11 protein-coding genes are annotated in these 17722 nt (G+C 38.9%); 5 read left to right on the top strand and 6 right to left on the bottom strand.

Annotated elements, in window-relative coordinates; translation table 11 throughout:
- The first annotated feature begins 52 nt into the window (after positions 1-52).
- A complete protein-coding gene (locus tag F985_RS17355) occupies positions 53-1078 on the top strand; it encodes an IS30-like element ISAba125 family transposase (RefSeq protein WP_001988464.1) in 1026 nt (341 codons plus the stop codon).
- Between the two features lie 251 nt (positions 1079-1329).
- On the opposite strand, the gene metH is transcribed toward F985_RS17355, so the two are convergent.
- Entirely contained in the window at positions 1330-5016 is a 3687-nt protein-coding gene (metH, locus tag F985_RS17350; protein ID WP_004703133.1) for a methionine synthase, read from the bottom strand.
- 465 nt (positions 5017-5481) lie between these two features.
- Between metH and F985_RS17345 the strand changes: the two genes are divergently transcribed.
- Both F985_RS17345 and F985_RS17340 read left to right on the top strand, forming a co-directional pair.
- Positions 5482-7113 carry an inorganic phosphate transporter gene (locus tag F985_RS17345; protein ID WP_004703132.1) on the top strand — a complete coding sequence of 544 codons (1632 nt, stop codon included), beginning with the start codon at positions 5482-5484 and terminating at the stop codon, positions 7111-7113.
- A gap of 162 nt (positions 7114-7275) precedes the next feature.
- A complete protein-coding gene (locus F985_RS17340) occupies positions 7276-8610 on the top strand; it encodes a D-serine ammonia-lyase (protein WP_004703131.1) in 1335 nt (444 codons plus the stop codon).
- A 45-nt stretch (positions 8611-8655) separates the two neighbouring features.
- On the opposite strand, the gene F985_RS17335 is transcribed toward F985_RS17340, so the two are convergent.
- The 5 genes from F985_RS17335 to F985_RS17315 all read right to left on the bottom strand — a co-directional run bounded on the left by F985_RS17335 (position 8656) and on the right by F985_RS17315 (position 14491).
- A complete protein-coding gene (locus F985_RS17335; protein ID WP_004703130.1) occupies positions 8656-10203 on the bottom strand; it encodes a hypothetical protein in 1548 nt (515 codons plus the stop codon).
- A 540-nt stretch (positions 10204-10743) separates the two neighbouring features.
- Positions 10744-10908, bottom strand: a complete 165-nt coding sequence (locus tag F985_RS17330) for a hypothetical protein (RefSeq protein ID WP_004703129.1) — start codon at positions 10906-10908, stop codon at positions 10744-10746.
- Between the two features lie 115 nt (positions 10909-11023).
- On the bottom strand, positions 11024-12031 hold the full coding sequence (locus F985_RS17325; RefSeq protein WP_004703128.1) for an SUMF1/EgtB/PvdO family nonheme iron enzyme: 1008 nt from the start codon (positions 12029-12031) through the stop codon (positions 11024-11026).
- Positions 12028-13704, bottom strand: a complete 1677-nt coding sequence (locus tag F985_RS17320; RefSeq protein WP_025469183.1) for an arylsulfatase — start codon at positions 13702-13704, stop codon at positions 12028-12030. Before F985_RS17320 ends, F985_RS17325 begins: the two co-directional genes overlap by 4 nt.
- Before the next feature lie 169 nt (positions 13705-13873).
- Complete coding sequence (locus F985_RS17315; RefSeq protein ID WP_004703126.1) at positions 13874-14491, bottom strand: rhomboid family intramembrane serine protease; 618 nt, start codon at positions 14489-14491, stop codon at positions 13874-13876.
- Positions 14492-14649: 158 nt separating this feature from the next.
- Here F985_RS17315 and nfuA point away from each other — a divergent pair, with 158 nt between their 5' ends.
- Together nfuA and F985_RS17305 are read left to right on the top strand one after the other, a co-directional pair.
- The gene (gene nfuA, locus F985_RS17310) at positions 14650-15288 is read left to right on the top strand and encodes a Fe-S biogenesis protein NfuA (RefSeq protein ID WP_004703125.1); all 639 of its coding nucleotides are present in this window, start codon (positions 14650-14652) and stop codon (positions 15286-15288) included.
- A 166-nt stretch (positions 15289-15454) separates the two neighbouring features.
- The gene (locus F985_RS17305; RefSeq protein ID WP_004703124.1) at positions 15455-17710 is read left to right on the top strand and encodes a TonB-dependent siderophore receptor; all 2256 of its coding nucleotides are present in this window, start codon (positions 15455-15457) and stop codon (positions 17708-17710) included.
- Positions 17711-17722 lie beyond the last annotated feature (12 nt).

The raw sequence follows: 17722 nt of genomic DNA, 5'->3' as shown, positions 1-17722 counted from the left end.
CAGAGTAAAACTTGAAGTGCGACATAAACCACCTAATTAATTTAAAGGGTTTATGGAGTATATAAAATTGTCATACCATCATCTTAACTTTGAAGATCGTACTGCATTAATGCTTGAGTCAAGAAAAGAAGGCTTTTCAGCCAGAAAATTTGCTGAACTTATTAAAAGACATCCTAGTACGATCTATCGTGAGCTTAAAAGAAATAGCATCAATGACGTTTATCAAGCTCAATATGCTTCTGATAACACTTTTGCTAGACGTAGACGTGGTCACAGAAAACTCAAAATCGATTCAATCCTCTGGAAATTTATTGTTGAAGCGATCCGTTGTTTATGGTCTCCTCAGCAAATAGCAAAGCGTTTAAAGACATTTCCTGATTTGGATCAAACAATGAATGTAAGCCATACAACGATTTATTCAACGATACGAGCATTACCCAAGGGTGAGTTGAAAAAAGACTTATTATCCTGTCTACGTCATGAAAATAAAAAGCGAAAAGCTAACGGTGAACCTAAAAAAGATTCTATATTACAGGATATTAAAACTATTCATGAGCGCCCAGCCGAAGTTCAAGAAAGAAAAATACCGGGTCATTGGGAAGCTGATTTAATTAAAGGTAAAGACAATAAAAGTTCGATAGCAACACTTATTGAACGAAATACACGGCTCTGTATCTTGGCAACATTACCTGATGCAAAGGCAGAATCAGTGCGCAAGGCTTTAACTGAAGCTCTGAAATATTTACCTGCAGAACTGCGTAAAACGTTGACCTATGACCGTGGACGTGAGATGTCAGAACATAAAATACTCGAAGAAGATTTAGGCATAGATGTATATTTCTGTGACCCACATTCACCCTGGCAAAAAGGCACATGCGAAAATATGAATGGTTTAATTAGGCAATATTTACCTAAAGGGATTGATTTAAATCAGGCAGATCAGCATTATTTAAATCAAGTTGCCATGTCACTGAATACTCGTCCTAGAAAGGCGTTAGATTGGCTTACACCATTAGAGAAATTTGCTCAGCTTGTTGATTATCATATGGCTTTTGAAACTGTCGCACCTCATGTTTGAATTCGCCGATATTTCCCAAATGAAGTTCATTGTTATATCCAAATTAATAAAATTTTATAATACATATTAATATATATAGTATTTGTAATATTTAAAGTGGTTTTCTAAGAAAAATTAAGCTTAGTTACATTAATTATCTAAAATATATTTTTATAGTAATTTTAAGAAAATTAGTTTTAAAAACTTTAAAGATAAATAGAGCATGATGGAATTTCCCTCACGCCCTATTTTTAATCAGGATGATTCAAAATTTAAACAATCGAATCATCTAAATTCGGCGCTAACCAACGTTTAGCTTCATCCAGTGTCCAACGTTTACGTTTTGCATAATCTTCAAGTTGGTCTTGAGAGATTTTGCCCACGTTAAAGTATTCGCTTTGAGGGTGCGAATAATAGAAACCACTTACTGAAGATGGCGGCATCATTGCAAAGTGTTCAGTCAGTTTGGTGCCGATTTTGTCGGTAGAGCCTAACCAGTCGAACAACACCGCTTTTTCAGAGTGCTCAGGGCAAGCAGGGTAGCCTGGTGCTGGGCGAATACCGACATATTTCTCTTTAATCAGTTCTTCATTGCTGAGCTGTTCATCAGCTTTATAGCCCCAGAACTCTTTACGAATGCGTTCATGTAAGTGTTCGGCAAAGGCTTCAGCAAAACGGTCGGCTAGTGACTGAACTAAAATTGCAGAGTAGTCATCACCTTTAGCTTTGTATTCATTTGCCAATTCTTCTGCACCAAAAATCGATACAGTAAATCCGCCTAAGTAGTCTTGTTGCTCACGGTCAGCGCGAATGTAATCTGCCAAAGACAAGTTTGGTTTACCTGTCACTTTGTCAGATTGCTGACGTAAGTGCTCAAAAGTATGCGTAACATTTTGGCCAGCTTCATCAAATACACTCACTGTGTCGGCGTCAGTGCGCTGAGCAGGGAACATACCAAATACAGCACGAGCATCAAAACGGTTGTTGTCGATAATATCTTTCAACATTGCTTGAGCTTGGTTGTAAAGGTCAGTTGCCGCTTCACCCACCACTTCATCTTCTAAAATTTTCGGAAACTTACCTGCCAAGCTCCAAGAAATGAAGAATGGTGTCCAGTCAAAATATTCTACAAGGGTTGCAAGCGGGTAGTTGGTGAGGACTTGTGTTCCCAAAAGATTTGGTTTTGGTGGTACATAGCTCTCATCAATTTTAAAACCATTCTCAACCGACTCTTTATAAGTCAATTTTGCAGCTTTTGGCTGTTTATTGGCTAAGCGCTCACGGATCTTGGCATATTCAGCACGATGCTCTGCAATAAAGTTTCCACGCATTTCTTTCGAAAGGAGAGTGGTTGCAACACCTACAGCACGTGAAGCATCTGCAACATAAATCACTGCATCGTTTTGATACTGAGGGTCAATTTTTACTGCTGTGTGTGCTTTAGAAGTAGTCGCGCCACCAATCAATAAAGGAATGTTAAAACCCTTACGTTGCATTTCTTTCGCAACAAATACCATCTCATCTAAAGATGGAGTAATCAGACCAGACAACCCAATGATGTCACATTTTTCATCAATTGCAGTTTGCAAGATTTTCTCGCAAGGTACCATCACGCCAAGGTCAACAATGTCGTAACCATTACAGCCAAGTACTACGCCAACAATATTCTTACCAATATCGTGTACGTCGCCCTTAACAGTTGCCATGAGGACTTTACCTTTAGATTGGCTACCTGTTTTTTCAGCTTCAATGTACGGGTTGAGCCAAGCCACAGCTTGCTTCATAACACGTGCAGATTTCACAACCTGAGGTAAGAACATTTTGCCTGAACCGAACAAGTCACCAACCACGTTCATACCATCCATCAAAGCGCCTTCGATTACATCTAAAGGACGTTTTGCTTTGAGGCGAGCTTCTTCTGTATCTTGATCAATGTAAGTGGTAATACCTTTAACCAACGCATATTCAAGACGTTTTTCGACTGACTCATTACGCCATTCAAGGTTCTCGGCTTCTTTGGCAGCACCGCCTTGTCCGCGGTATTTTTCAGCGACTTCAAGCAGTTTCTCAGTCGCAGCTTGACCAGATTCACCTTGGTTTTGGTTCAAGATGACATCTTCAACAGCTTCTTTTAGCTCGGCTGGAATATCATCATAAATTGCCATTTGACCAGCATTCACAATACCCATGGTCATGCCTTGCTTGATGGCATGGTACAAGAAGACAGAGTGAATGGCTTCACGAACAGGCTCGTTACCGCGGAACGAGAATGAAACGTTCGACACGCCACCAGAAATCATGGCATGTGGTAAGTTTTGTTTAATCCAACCTGTGGCTTCAATAAAATCGACGCCATAGTTATTGTGTTCTTCGATCCCTGTTGCCACAGCAAATACGTTCGGGTCAAAAATAATATCTTCAGCAGGGAAGCCTACATCGTTAACCAAAACATCATAAGAACGTTTACAGATTTCACGTTTACGTTCAGCAGTGTCGGCCTGACCTGTTTCATCAAAGGCCATCACAATAATTGCAGCGCCGTATTGACGGCACAGGCGAGCTTTTTCGACAAACTCGTCATAACCTTCTTTCAAAGAAATCGAGTTAACAACGGGTTTACCTTGTACGCATTTTAAGCCAGCTTCAATGATTTCCCATTTTGATGAGTCAATCATGATCGGCACACGTGAAATATCTGGTTCAGAAGCTACAAGGTTTAAGAAATGCACCATCGCATTTTGCGAATCGAGCATCCCTTCATCCATGTTAATGTCAATAATTTGTGCGCCAGCTTCAACTTGCTGCTGTGCAACTTCTAAAGCTTCGGCAAAGTTTTCTTCACGAATGAGACGTAAAAATTTTTTCGAACCTGTAACGTTAGTACGTTCACCCACGTTCACGAAAAGTGAGTCATCATAAATATTAAATGGCTCTAAACCACTTAAACGGCAAGCAGGGACTGTTTCAGGAACTTGGCGAGGTGCAATGTCTTTTACTGCATTAGCAATAGCGCGAATATGATCAGGTGTGGTACCACAGCAACCACCAGTAATATTAATTAAACCGCTTTCTGCAAATTCTTTTAAGAATGCAGCAGTTTGTTCTGGTGTTTCATCATATTCACCAAAAGCGTTTGGTAAGCCTGCATTTGGGTGTGCTGAAACAAACGTATCTGCGACATCGGAAATAGTTTTTACATGAGGACGCATTGCATCTGCACCAAGCGCACAGTTAAAACCAATCGATAGTAAGTCACCATGACGTACAGAGTTCCAGAACGCTTCGGCAGTTTGACCTGTTAAGGTACGACCCGATGCATCGGTAATGGTCCCTGAAATCATGATTGGTAATTCATGACCAATTTGTTTAAAGACTTCTTTTACCGCAAAAATCGCAGCTTTACAGTTTAAGGTATCAAATACGGTTTCAATCAGAATGATATCTGCACCGCCTTCAATCAGCGCATGAGTCGCTTCAATATAGTTTTCTTTTAGTTCATCAAAGGTAATGTTACGAAAAGCAGGGTCATTTACATTTGGTGAAATTGAACAAGTACGCGAAGTTGGCCCAAGTACACCTGCTACAAAACGCGGCTTGTCTGGAGTTGAATACTTTTCACAAGCTGCTTTGGCTAAACGTGCTGCTTCACGGTTAATCTCTGGAACAAGATCTTCCATGTGGTAGTCAGACATTGAAACACGCGTACCGTTAAAGCTATTGGTTTCAATAATATCTGCACCAGCATCAAGATAAGCTTCATGAATGCCTTGAATGATTTGAGGTTGTGTCAAAACTAAAAGGTCGTTGTTGCCTTTTAAGTCATGTGCCCAATCGGCAAAACGCTCACCACGGTAGTCGGCTTCTTCTAACTTATGGCGCTGGATCATCGTTCCCATGGCACCATCAATAATCAGAATGCGTTTAGCAAGAAGCGCTTTTAGGGTGGCAAGCGTAGACATAAAAAACCCCGATCTTTTATATGAATTTAAAAATGCGGCGCTATTGTAACAGAATAGCAGCACAAATGATGACCTACGAAGGTCACGAGTCGATGAGTAAAAAATTAGTAAAAAGAGCCGGTTTTATGACAAAAACAAAAGAATTTTCATGAAATATTCATCAAATGATCATGATATTGAAATATTTCATGCCCAATATGCCGAAATATTACAATTGCTTTGTATGAAAAATAAACATATGGGTCATTTTATTTATTTTTTTGCTGTAAAAATAAGCACAAAAGGAGTTCGTAAATAATGATTTAACTTATTGTATTTTAATAAAAAAATAAAAAATAGCGAGGAAAGGTGCATCAAATGAGGTCAAAATATAAAAAATTGACTTCATCAGGCGGCTCTTTGTCATATAATTGTCATAATTTAATTTAAGAATACAGAGGATTTTATTATCCTCTTACCGTCTGCATGAATTCTAATCTACCCCCTGTTTCGGATTCAAAACTTGCGGCAAACCTGCAAGCAAAATCGACGAATGTACACGTCCCAACACCGAAATTTTTTATGCCGGTGTTTCTGACGATTATTGTTGCAACACTTATTTATATTGGGTTTCAGGTTAGTGCTGATTTAGCGCATGTTCCACCTTTGAGCCTTTATTCGGTTATTCTTTTATCTACTGCGCTTTTCATTGCATTGGGCTTTGAATTTGTAAATGGTTTCCACGACACTGCCAATGCAGTTGCAACGGTCATTTATACAAATGCATTGCCGGCACCAGTTGCAGTCATGTGGGCTGGTTTTTGTAATTTCCTTGGGGTAATGGTCGCAAGTGGTGCTGTTGCTTATGGCATCATTGCATTGCTTCCTGTTGAACTTATCATGAATATGGGTAGCGGTGCTGGCTTTGCAATGGTTTTTGCATTGTTAATCGCTGCAATTCTTTGGAACCTTGGTACTTGGTTCTTAGGAATCCCAGCTTCTAGCTCTCACACCTTGATTGGTTCAATCTTGGGCGTGGGTATTATGAACCATCTATTGAGTGCATCAACTGGCGTAACGACCAGTGGTGTAGATATGGATCAGGTGATTAAAGTAGGTAAGGCATTATTATTTTCACCTTTAATTGGTTTTGCTTTTGCAGCAATCTTATTCTTGTTGGTTAAAACTATTTTTAAACGCCAATTAGAATTATTTCAGCCACCTGAAGGTAATAAGCCACCACCAGCAATCATTCGTGCAATTTTAATCTTTACCTGCACAGGTGTAAGTTTTGCACATGGTTCAAATGACGGCCAAAAAGGTATGGGACTCATCATGCTTATTTTGGTTGGTTTAGTACCATTAGCTTATTCAATTAATAAAAACCTAGATACACAACAGGTTCAATCATTCCACCAGCTTTCTTCTCAAACTGCGGTTTTGTTAAACCATAATCAGCAAGAATTGACTGATGAAAAAGCGCGTGAAGTTTTAACTAAATATATTCAAACCAAGCAACAAACACCTGAAGTTGTACCTGCATTGGCAAGTATGACTGACCATTTAGGTGCTCGTGTTTCTAGCTATCGCGACTTAAAAGATATTCCTGAAGCTGCGATTAGCGAAATTCGTAATGACATGTATTTAAGCACAACCACGTTTAAACGTTTGGATAAAGCAGATGCTTTACCAAAAATGGATGATTCACAGAAAAAGCTTGTAAAAGATTATCGTGGTAGCTTGGATTCATTCTTACAGTACATTCCAAACTGGGTGAAAGTTGCAGTTGCATTAGCGCTTGGTCTTGGCACTATGGTCGGTTGGAAACGCATTGTGGTAACTGTAGGTGAGCGTATTGGTAAGAACCATATGACTTATGGTCAAGGTATGTCTGCTGAGCTTATTGCAATGAGTACAATTGCAGCAGCAGATGGTTTAGGTATGCCAGTTTCAACTACACATGTTTTAAACAGTGCTGTTGCCGGTACCATGGTTGCAAATAAATCTGGTCTAAACTTTAATACTGTTAAAACAATCTTATCAGCTTGGATATTTACTTTACCTGCGACCATCTGTTTGTCAGGTGGCTTATATTGGTTGTTCTTAAAGTTCATTTAAGTTGTCTGTTTAAATCTAAAAAGCCACTATTATTAGTGGCTTTTTTATTGGCATATTTAAAAAAAGATCGCTTTTTTCAGATAAATTCAGTAAAGAATGAATGATTATTGCAAATACTTATTGCTGTGTGACTAGCTCAAAAAATTGATGAAAGGATATAGGATGAAAACGGTTCAACTTGATCAGCTAAAACAACAATTCCCACTCATTCAAACATTACAAGATTACCAAGAAACATTTTGGTTTAACCCGAATCGTTATCCTTTAAAAGATGCACTCGCGAAAGTTGGTCTTAGCGAGCAAGATGTAAAAGACGCCGAGGCTAGGCTAGACCGTTTTGCTCCTTACTTGGTAAAAGTCTTTCCTGAAACTCAAACGCAACACGGAAAAATTGAATCCGAGTTAGTTGAAATTGCAAATATGCAACACGCCCTATCTGTAAAAGAGCAAAAGGAACTTACAGGCAGCCTTTGGCTTAAAAAAGATAGTCATTTACCGATTTCAGGTTCAATTAAAGCACGTGGTGGTATTTATGAAGTTTTGGCTCATGCTGAAAAACTAGCAATTGAGGCAGGGCTTCTTAAGTTAGAAGACGATTACAGTAAACTCGACCAAGATGCATTTCGGACATTTTTTTCCAAATATCAAATTGCAGTAGGCTCTACAGGTAATCTTGGTTTATCTATTGGTATTATGAGTGCGAAGCTCGGCTTTAGAGTGACAGTGCATATGTCTGCCGATGCAAGGCAATGGAAAAAGGATAAATTGCGTTCATTGGGCGTTAACGTGGTTGAGTATGACAGTGATTATGGGGTTGCTGTAGAGCAGGGACGTAAAGCTGCAGAACAAGATCCAAATTGCTTTTTTATTGACGATGAAAATTCAATAACATTATTTTTAGGTTATGCCGTTGCGGGGTTACGTTTAAAACAGCAGTGTAAGCAAAAGCAGATAAAAGTCGATGATGAACATCCATTATTTGTTTATTTACCTTGTGGCGTAGGTGGTGGTCCCGGTGGCGTGAGTTTTGGGCTTAAACTTGCTTTTGGCGAGCATGTACATTGTATCTTTGCAGAACCCACGCATTCACCTTGTATGTTATTGGGTGTGCATACAGGACTGCACGATGAGATTTCAGTAAATGATATTGGTTTAGATAACATTACTGCTGCAGATGGGTTAGCTGTTGGTCGTGCTTCTGGATTCGTAGGGCGAGCTATGGAACAGTTAATTGATGGTTACTACACGATTCATGATGAACGTTTATATGAGCTGATTGCACTTTTAAATCAAACGGAAAATATTCAAGTTGAGCCTTCAGCAGCGGCTGGCATGATGGGGTCATATTATGTGCAAACTACTCCTGATTATTTAGCTTTGCATCAATTGTCTGCAGAGAAGTTAAAGCAGGCAACACATGTGGTCTGGGCGACTGGTGGTGGTATGGTGCCACCGGATGAAATGCAAAAGTATTTAACTTATAGTCAAAACAAATAATTAGATTAAAAAAAGCCCAATTCGAAAATTGGGCTTTTAATTTCATTATTTTTTAGAGAATTTCTTAAAAGGAAGTTTCTCTGCTGCAAAACCGTAAATAGCAGCAAAAGGCAGAGCTGTACGGGCTAAATAAGCCACACGCCATAGACCACCGTGATTGGCACCTTCCATCATGAGTTCAAGCGGATGATCAAGTACAGTTTCTGGGTTTGCTACAGAGGACTCACTTCTTAAGTCATGAATCCATAGCGCTGCCATAATCGCATTGGTCGTTTCAGGGCTGAATGCTTCAACGTCAAAAAGTTCGGCACCATTAAATGCTGCTTTAAGTAGTGGGTTTTTGGTCACCGAGTGAGTTGTGGTAGACGGAGCAATATTAATACTTACACGTTGGCCTTGATGACGAGCAAGTGTTGCACGCCATTGTTGAATGCGTTTTGCCAAAGCATAGTTTGGCCCTTGTTCAACTACTAAGCAGTCTGCAATGCCATAAGTTTTACCATTCTCACTGGTAATTAAATCTTGATAAGGTGCTTGGAAAAAACGTTTAAGTGAAAGAGCAGAAACCCCTTTCGCAGCCATTTTCTGTAGTTGTGAACGAGATTTAAATTTCTCTTGAGCTGCTTCTGCAACTTCTTGAGGTACTGCGTAAACATCGGTTGGAGTACACATGAACATTAAGCTGGTATCTAATTTATGTTCACTCACATATTGCATAATACTATCCATTGCCATTGAAACACGGACATGTTTTTCACCGTCTAAATACGCAATAGCAGCTAAATCTAACTTTTGTGGAAATTGAACTAACCACTGTGCAATTTCTGGAAGTTGAGTCAGTAAATTGGCACCTAATTTATCTCTTAACTCGGATGCTTTTGCTGACGAGTCAACTGATTCAATCGTAGGGGCAATAAGCGTTGCATTTCCATTTTTAATCGTATTTAAGATTTTGCCCCACACTCGTGAATTTGGTAAGTCTATTGCAATAATATTAGCTTTCCATTTTGCCAGCCAAGGTAAGGGACCCGCTTCTGAGGCTGCACCAAACAACACCATAGTACGATCTGATAAATCAAACCATTCAGGATGTGCGATAGCTTCACGCAATGCGTTTGCATGGCTTGGTTCAATAATTCCTGCATTTTCCCATTTTTGAATTTGGTCAAGGAGACTTTGTCCACTGAGTTTCTGGCCTTTATATGGAACATACCATTCCGGTGCCGATTCACTTTCGCCTTTGAACTTTACTGTATTTAAAGGTGCAGACGCAGGAATACGAAGAGCATCTTTTAAAAGGTAATGTTTGCCATCTCTAAAAAAATCAAAAAGATGATGAGCCTTATGCAAACCCTGTTTTGCAATGGTAATCGGATTGTTGTTATTAGAGAGTCCATGCTGAACAAGCGATTTAAAGTATGTTGGATAATTTTTCCGCCAGTTTTTTTCAGTCAAAATCTGTTGAGCAGTTTTATTATCTACAATAGATAAAGCTTCTGACAAAATCTCTTGGCCTGTGCGAGAAGTACTTTGCTTTTTTGTTGAAGCATGTATTGGAAATTGTAGACCTTCTACTTGACTCTGACTGGACATAAAATATCTCACTTGTACGGTATCATTAATATACAGGTGTATACATTATCTATGCCAACGTAAAGAAACGAGTGGCAATAACTGACAAAATGAAAATTAAATTATTTATGTGATAGAGGTAGTTTGAGTGAATTTTTATGATAATTCGATCTCATTTTTACCTCATTTTTTTTCACATTTCTAGAACATTTTTATGGACTTACGTTACATAAATGATTATTTTGTATAGAGCGAATTCATCAGGTCTAAACTGAAGATAAAATGTTCAAAATGTATCAATAAAAAAGATACGATGATGATTAAAAAACTAGACTTTTTTATTAAACGATAAGACTAGTGAAACGGAATAAGAAAGAATTGGGGTGAAACTAGATGGAAGACAACGTAAGATTGTCTTTTAAAAATCTTGGGGATATGGTGATTTTTTTGCACCATAATTTTCTAGTTTCGCCCCATCTAATTTTGGGTGAAACCCTTCACGTGAGCTGTAAGTCATCTTGCTAAAGGGCAAGGTCAATTCGTTACAGTCTATCTAAACCTTTAGCAACGGCCTTTTTTAGCTTGTCCTGGTGGACAAAAATCACCTGGATGATTGTGATAAGGCGAATCCGGATCGACCACCACACTGCCAGCTGGGGTATAAACTGCACAAGCAGATAGTGATAGTGTGAAAATTGCTGCTGCACAAACTAGTAATACTTTCATATTGTTCTCACTTTTTATCATTCTCCCTTTTACTATTTACTATAAAAATTATTAGATCGTTTTTCGATCTACTTTTGGTTAAGAAATATCAATACTACAAAATAGTTTTAACTTGTTAAGGTGTACGTAAAATTGTTCTAAAACCAACATGTGTAGCAGCTAAATCAAAATCTTGAGGGTAACGGCTACTATTTCGATAACGTGAACAATAATTTTCAGCGCACAAAAATGAGCCTCCTTTAATGACATATTGGGTACTGCTCATTTCTTTTTGTCTTAAATCAGAATAATTACCCATATGTTGATCATGCGCGCCTTGGTAGGGAGAGGATGTCCATTCCCAAACATTTCCAATCATATCGAATAGTTTAAAGCCATTAGGTTTAAAACAGCCAACAGGAGCAATACCAGTAAAATGGTCTTGATTCAAATTTTCAAAAGGAAATACACCTTGCCAGTAATTTGCTTGGGGATGCTGATGTTCATCAGTAGGTGCTTGGTGTAAAGGCGTGTCGGTATGTGAGTTTGCTTTAGCGGCGTACTCCCATTCAAGTTCTGTGGGTAAATCGCGTCCTAGCCAAACTGCATAATGCTCAGCATCATTTTTTGTCACGTAGCGTACAGGTTCATGAGGGTTGGGAAGTGCGCCATTTTGGCCATTTGGCATTTTCCAGGTATATCCAGATTTGAGTTGCCACCATTGCTGTGGGTGATGAGGGTCTGGTGAAAAAACAGCCGCCTGTTTTTGTTTTTCAGCATCGGTAATATAACCCGTGGCTTTTACAAAACTTGAGAACTGAGCAACAGTGACCTCAGTTTGATCAATCCAGAATCCTTTGACTTCCCGCTGTTTTTTCCCAAAATTAAGCTCATCAGGATAAGCTTTTTCAGAACCAAAATTAAAATGTCCATCTGGAATGAACACCATTCCAGCCGTTGTATTTTTAAGCCAATCTGCAGGAAGGCCTGTATAGCTTTTACACTGTTCAATAGAGCCCAAAGCAGCCGATGGGATGGCTTGCTTTGGTAAAACTGTTTTTGTGTCAGAGCTATGTTCAGACTTACTACAGCCTGTGATGAATAACAGGCTGATTGTAGTGCTTAGAACCAGTTTCAATTTCATTTGGCGTTATATTCCTGTACGCCATTTTGTTCAGTGTATTTTTGATAAACCGAGAGCAACTCTTGTACTTTTGCTGGGTAAAGCTGCGCAACATTGTGGTTTTCACCACGGTCAGTGGCAATGTTATAGAGTTCCCAAGTACTCGTGCCTAATTCAGGGCGACCTTGAAGCGCAATTTTCCATTCGCCTTGTTTGGCATATTTACTGCCATGGAGTTCATCGGCAAAGCTGAAATTTGCTGGACGGATGGTTTGTGATTTATTTTCAAGTACAGATTTCCAAGAATAACCGCTCGGTGTATTAATGGTTCGACCTTTATATTGGCCCTGAGGGACTTGAATATGGGCATAATCTAATAAGGTTGGAAAAACGTCGAGTACAGATGCAAAGCTATGATTGGTTGCTTCTGCTTTTTTCTGATTTGGTAATTTCACAATAGCAGGGGCAGTCGTTGCACCTTCGCCAGCAGTATCTTTCCATAAGTGGAAAGGCGCCGCACTGACCTCGGCCCAACGTGGTCCAATATAGTGGTAGGAAGTAGGCGTACCTACGTTTGCTACAGAGTTATCAAAACCAGATTCACTACCATATCCGCCACGAATAAAACCTTCTGCGCCATTGTCAGAAACAAAGAAAATTAAAGTATTTTCATAAAGATTATTTTGTTTTAGATATTGGATAATTCGGCCTACGTTGGCATCAAGATTTTCTACCATACCTGCGTAGATTTCCATTTTTCGGGCTTCAAGTGCTTTTTGTTCAGCTGTTAACTCATCCCACTTTCCATATTTTTGTGGTGCGTTTTGGGTCGCAATTGGTTCTGCTGCTTCAAAGTTTTCCGGAATAATTCCAAGCTGCTTTTGGCGAGCTATACGTGCTTTACGAATAGCATCGTAGCCAACATCATAAACGCCACGATATTTGTCACGGTATTCAGCAGGTGCCTGTATAGGCCAGTGAGGTGCGGTATAGGCAGCATAGGCAAAGAAGGGCTTGCCACTATTTTTACCTGACTCTAAGTAGCTCAGTAATTTGTCGGTAAAATAGTTGGTTGAGAAGAAGTCATCAGGTAATGCTGAAACAGGAATAATTTGTCCATCTTCGGTATAGGTCGAGTTTCGTTTAAAGGCACTTGGAGCTTGTTTAAAGTGATGGTCTAGACCTTGTAATAAGGTAAATGAATGATCAAAACCTTTGGCATGTGCATTGGTTTCAGGGGTTAACCCTAAATGCCACTTACCACTAATATATGTCCGATAACCATTGTCTTTGAGCACCTGAGCAATCGATAAAGAGCGTTCATTTAAATAACCTTCATAGCCTGGCTGCCCTTTTAAATGGTCTGGTGTAAGCTCAGCCATAGCTCCTATACCTGCTAGATGATGGTCAGTACCAGAAATGAGTTGCGAGCGAGTAGGGGAACAAGTTGGTGCAGTATGATAGTCCGTTAAAAGTCGACCTTCTTGCGCCAGACTATCAATATTAGGCGTATGAATTTCACCACCAAAGGCTCCTAAATCTGAATAGCCTAAGTCATCGGCCATAATGAACAGAATATTGGGTTGCTTTGATGTAGTTGCTGCAGTTTCTTGTGAATTATTATCGTTACAGCCAGCTAAAGATAAGCTAAATAAAGCAATGGAAAGACTAGATAAAAGAGCTTTGTACTTCATTGTATCATCTGAATTATTAAAAGAATTGTGCATGAGTTTAATCAGATGGTTTTTGCAATCAAAACAAGGAATTGATCAAAGAAAATCAGAAAAATGTCTGAGCATTTATGCTCATAAATAAATGAGAAAAAAAGAAAAGCCCATCTAGGGCTTTTCAGAAATATTCATTTTAAAATGGTAAACGGGTAAGTTGATCTAGGAAATGCGGAATCACTCTTGGTTCAATCAAGATTGTTACAATCACGCCGTAAGCCGCACCCCATAAATGGGCACTATGGTTAATATGAGTATTGCCACGTTTGCCTGCCCAAATGCTATAAGCGACATATAAAACCGCAAAAATAATCGCTGGTACAGGAATAAAAAATACAAAAATCAGCTTCCATGGCTGAAACAGAATATAAGCAAATAGAACAGCAGATACCGCTCCTGAAGCTCCAAGACTTGCCCAGTTTGCATCATTTTTATGTTGTAGATAGCTTGGTAAAATCGCAAAAATTAAACCGCCTAAATAGAACAACACAAAGCCCATGTCATAAAAATATTGGCGATAAAAACTCTCAATAATACTGCCAAAGAAAAACAGGGTAATCATGTTGAACAGTAAATGTGTCCCATCTGCATGAATAAAGCCATGTGTGATGAAACGATCAAATTGTCCACGTTGCATTGCAGGTGGCCAGAAGATCAGACGATTCATAACATTTTGATTGCTAAAAGCAAGTAAAGACACGATGACCGTAATAATAATAAGGGTAATGGTATGGTTAAACGGCAAATTCAACATAAGAAATATTTAAAAAATGATCAATACTGGGGTCAATAATGCCATTAAAAATACAACTTGAAACCCTGTTGTGTATAAATCCGACAAATTTAGTTGATTTTTTTTAAATCCACCTCATCTTCGGTTAATATAAAGGCATCAGCTTGAGGAATATTGTTATGTCGACTGAGAACACCAACACTGCTGTTGCAGAAGAAATTCCGAACCTTTTGATTACACCATCTGCACAAGAGTATTTGCACGAATTATTGGCGAAGCAAAATACTCCGGGAATTGGCGTTCGAATTTTTGTTGAACATCCGGGTACACCACGTGCAGAGTGCTGTATGGCATATAGCGCACCAGAAGAAGTGGTGCCAACGGATTATAAACAGGACTATCCTGATTTTCCTGCATACATTGATGCACCGTCTATTCCATATCTTTTAGACGCTGTAATTGATTACAACAAAGACCGTTTCGGTGGTCAGTTAACTTTCCGTGCACCAAATTCAAAAGTGCCACGTGTAGGACCAGATGCTTCAATTGAAGAACGTATTACTTATATTCTTCAAGCAGAAATTAACCCAGGTCTTGCAGGGCATGGCGGTAACTGTAGTTTGGTAGAAGTACAAGACGACCCAGAACATGGTTTAACTGCTGTATTAAAATTTGGTGGTGGTTGCCAAGGTTGTTCTGCAATTGATGTGACTTTAAAACAAGGTGTAGAAACAACCTTGAAAGAAAACATTCCTGAGCTTCAACGTGTGGTTGACCAAACAGACCATACACAAGCTGAAGGCGCTTACTTCAAATAAAATTATTTGAAAAGTGAAATAAAAAAGCCTCTAAATGAGGTTTTTTTATTATTCAATATAAATAATGATAATTATTATCAATATCATTTGTAATTTTATTTATCTTTGTTACAATGCGAAACTGAAAATGAGAGATGTTTAATAAATCAATATATTGGGAATACTTATGTCGAAGCGTATTATCCAGTCAGTGCTTTCTGTTTCAGTACTGGCAAGTATGATGTCTATGACTTATGCTGCACAAAGTGAGCAAGAACAAGCATTAGAAAAGCCTGCTGAACCTGTGAAATTGGAAACAATTTTTGTAACAGCTGAAGAGCAGGTGAAGCAATCGCTCGGTGTGTCGGTGATTACCAAAGAAGATTTAGAAAAGCTACCTGTTCGTAATGATATTTCTGACTATGTACGTCGTATGCCGGGTGTCAATTTAACTGGTAATAGCGCAACAGGGCAGCGTGGTAATAATAGACAAATTGATATTCGTGGAATGGGGCCTGAAAACACACTTATTTTAGTGGACGGTAAACCAATTAACTCTCGTAACTCAGTCCGTTATGGCTGGAAAGGAGAGCGTGATACACGAGGCGACTCAAACTGGGTACCAGCAGAAGCAATCGAGTCGATCGAAGTTTTACGTGGACCAGCAGCAGCTCGTTATGGCTCTGGTGCAGCAGGTGGTGTAGTCAATATTATTACTAAAAAAGTGACGAATGAAACCCATGGTTCGGTAGAGTTTTATACTTCACAACCTGAAGACTCTAAAGAAGGTGCATCAAATCGTGTTGGTTTTAACGTAAGTGGGCCATTGATTAAAGACGTTTTGTCTTATCGTTTATATGGTAATTACAATAAAACAGAAGCTGACGACGTCGATATTAATAAATCAATAGGCAGTACAGCAGCTGGCCGTGAAGGCGTTAAAAATAAAGATATTTCAGGCCGTTTAGCTTGGCAGGCAACAGACCAGCAAACTGTCTTACTCGATGTTTCTTCTAGCAAACAAGGCAATATTTATTCTGGTGATTCTCAGTTAAATGCAAATGCTCAAGCGGATGCGATTCTTTCGCAGCTCATCGGTAAAGAAACCAATACTATGTACCGTGATAGCTATGCATTAACGCATGAAGGGGATTGGTCTTGGGGTAAAAGTAAGCTCGTTGCTCAATATGATAAAACTCACAATAAGCGCCTTCCTGAAGGTTTGGGCGGTAGCACAGAAGGAAAAATTAATAATCTGGATGACAAAGCCACTTCACGCTTAGAAACCCTTCGATTAAATGGTGAAGCCAATATTCCTTTTGAATATTATGTACCGCATGTATTAACAGTAGGTACTGAATGGGTTGAAGACAGATTTAAAGATAATATTTCGACAAATCAGGGTACAGACAGTAGTGGTTCGGGTTATGGCGATCAATTAGCTAAAGGCAATCGCAGTAAAATGGAATCACGTATTGCTTCTGCATATATCGAAGATAACCTAAAATTTACAGACAGCACTGATGTGGTATTAGGTTTACGTTTCGATGATCACAGCAAATCAGGTTCTAATTGGAGTCCAAGCTTAAACGTTACTCAAAGACTCAATGATTATTTCACTTTAAAAGGTGGGGTAGCAAAAGCCTATAAAGCACCGAATATGTATCAAAATGCCGAAGGGTATTTGTTAAGTACAAATGGTAATGGTTGTCCAGCTAATATTGATTCACGTTGTTTATTACAGGGTAATGGTGATCTAAAACCAGAAACTTCGGTAAACAAAGAGCTTGGTATTCAGTTCCAAAAGGATATCGTAAATGCGAGCTTAACTTGGTTCCGTAATGACTATAAAGATAAGATTGTAGCTGGTACAAATGTTGTTGGAACAGTAGATGGTTCAAGCACCAATGCAAATACTGGTGCTGTGACCAATACCAAGTGGAATATCTTACGTTGGGAAAATACGCCTAAAGCATTAATTCAAGGTTTTGAGGGAAGCTTGGGATTAGACTTCGGTGATATCCGCTGGACTAACAACTTTACTTATATGATGGACTCGAAAGATAAGCAAACGGGGAATCCATTATCTTTAGTTCCAAATTATACGATTAACTCGATTTTTGATTACGATATTACAGATCAGTTAGATGTGAATTTTGTATTCACTCAATATGGCCGTCAAAAATCTCGCCAGTTTGCTGAAAATAGACTCGAATCGGGCATTGGTTCAGGTGGAACAAATTCTGCGATTAAGCCTAGTACTGTAAAAAGCTATAGTACTGCTGGAATTAATGTTGGTTATAAATTTTCAGATAATATAAGTACGCGTTTTGGTGTAAGTAACTTGTTTGATAAACAAATTTTAAGAGACAGTAATTCGATCAGCCAAACCTACAATGAACCAGGTCGAGCTTATTACGCTTCTTTAAAATATTCTTTCTAATCAAGACAAATA

The organism is Acinetobacter seifertii, assembly GCF_000368065.1.
Lineage (GTDB): Bacteria > Pseudomonadota > Gammaproteobacteria > Pseudomonadales > Moraxellaceae > Acinetobacter > Acinetobacter seifertii.
Note: the sequence above shows the minus strand (reverse complement) of the source record. Positions and strands in the feature narration are given on the sequence as shown.

What these genes read in the sequence shown, in the direction of transcription:
- F985_RS17320 (WP_025469183.1), bottom strand. Translation starts at nt 13,704, where the DNA reads ATGAAGTACAAAGCTCTTTTATCTAGTCTTTCCATTGCTTTATTTAGC.
- F985_RS17355 (WP_001988464.1), top strand. Translation starts at nt 53, where the DNA reads ATGGAGTATATAAAATTGTCATACCATCATCTTAACTTTGAAGATCGT.
- F985_RS17315 (WP_004703126.1), bottom strand. Translation starts at nt 14,491, where the DNA reads ATGTTGAATTTGCCGTTTAACCATACCATTACCCTTATTATTATTACG.
- F985_RS17345 (WP_004703132.1), top strand. Translation starts at nt 5,482, where the DNA reads ATGAATTCTAATCTACCCCCTGTTTCGGATTCAAAACTTGCGGCAAAC.
- F985_RS17325 (WP_004703128.1), bottom strand. Translation starts at nt 12,031, where the DNA reads ATGAAATTGAAACTGGTTCTAAGCACTACAATCAGCCTGTTATTCATC.
- F985_RS17330 (WP_004703129.1), bottom strand. Translation starts at nt 10,908, where the DNA reads ATGAAAGTATTACTAGTTTGTGCAGCAGCAATTTTCACACTATCACTA.
- F985_RS17335 (WP_004703130.1), bottom strand. Translation starts at nt 10,203, where the DNA reads ATGTCCAGTCAGAGTCAAGTAGAAGGTCTACAATTTCCAATACATGCT.
- nfuA (WP_004703125.1), top strand. Translation starts at nt 14,650, where the DNA reads ATGTCGACTGAGAACACCAACACTGCTGTTGCAGAAGAAATTCCGAAC.
- F985_RS17340 (WP_004703131.1), top strand. Translation starts at nt 7,276, where the DNA reads ATGAAAACGGTTCAACTTGATCAGCTAAAACAACAATTCCCACTCATT.
- metH (WP_004703133.1), bottom strand. Translation starts at nt 5,016, where the DNA reads ATGTCTACGCTTGCCACCCTAAAAGCGCTTCTTGCTAAACGCATTCTG.
- F985_RS17305 (WP_004703124.1), top strand. Translation starts at nt 15,455, where the DNA reads ATGTCGAAGCGTATTATCCAGTCAGTGCTTTCTGTTTCAGTACTGGCA.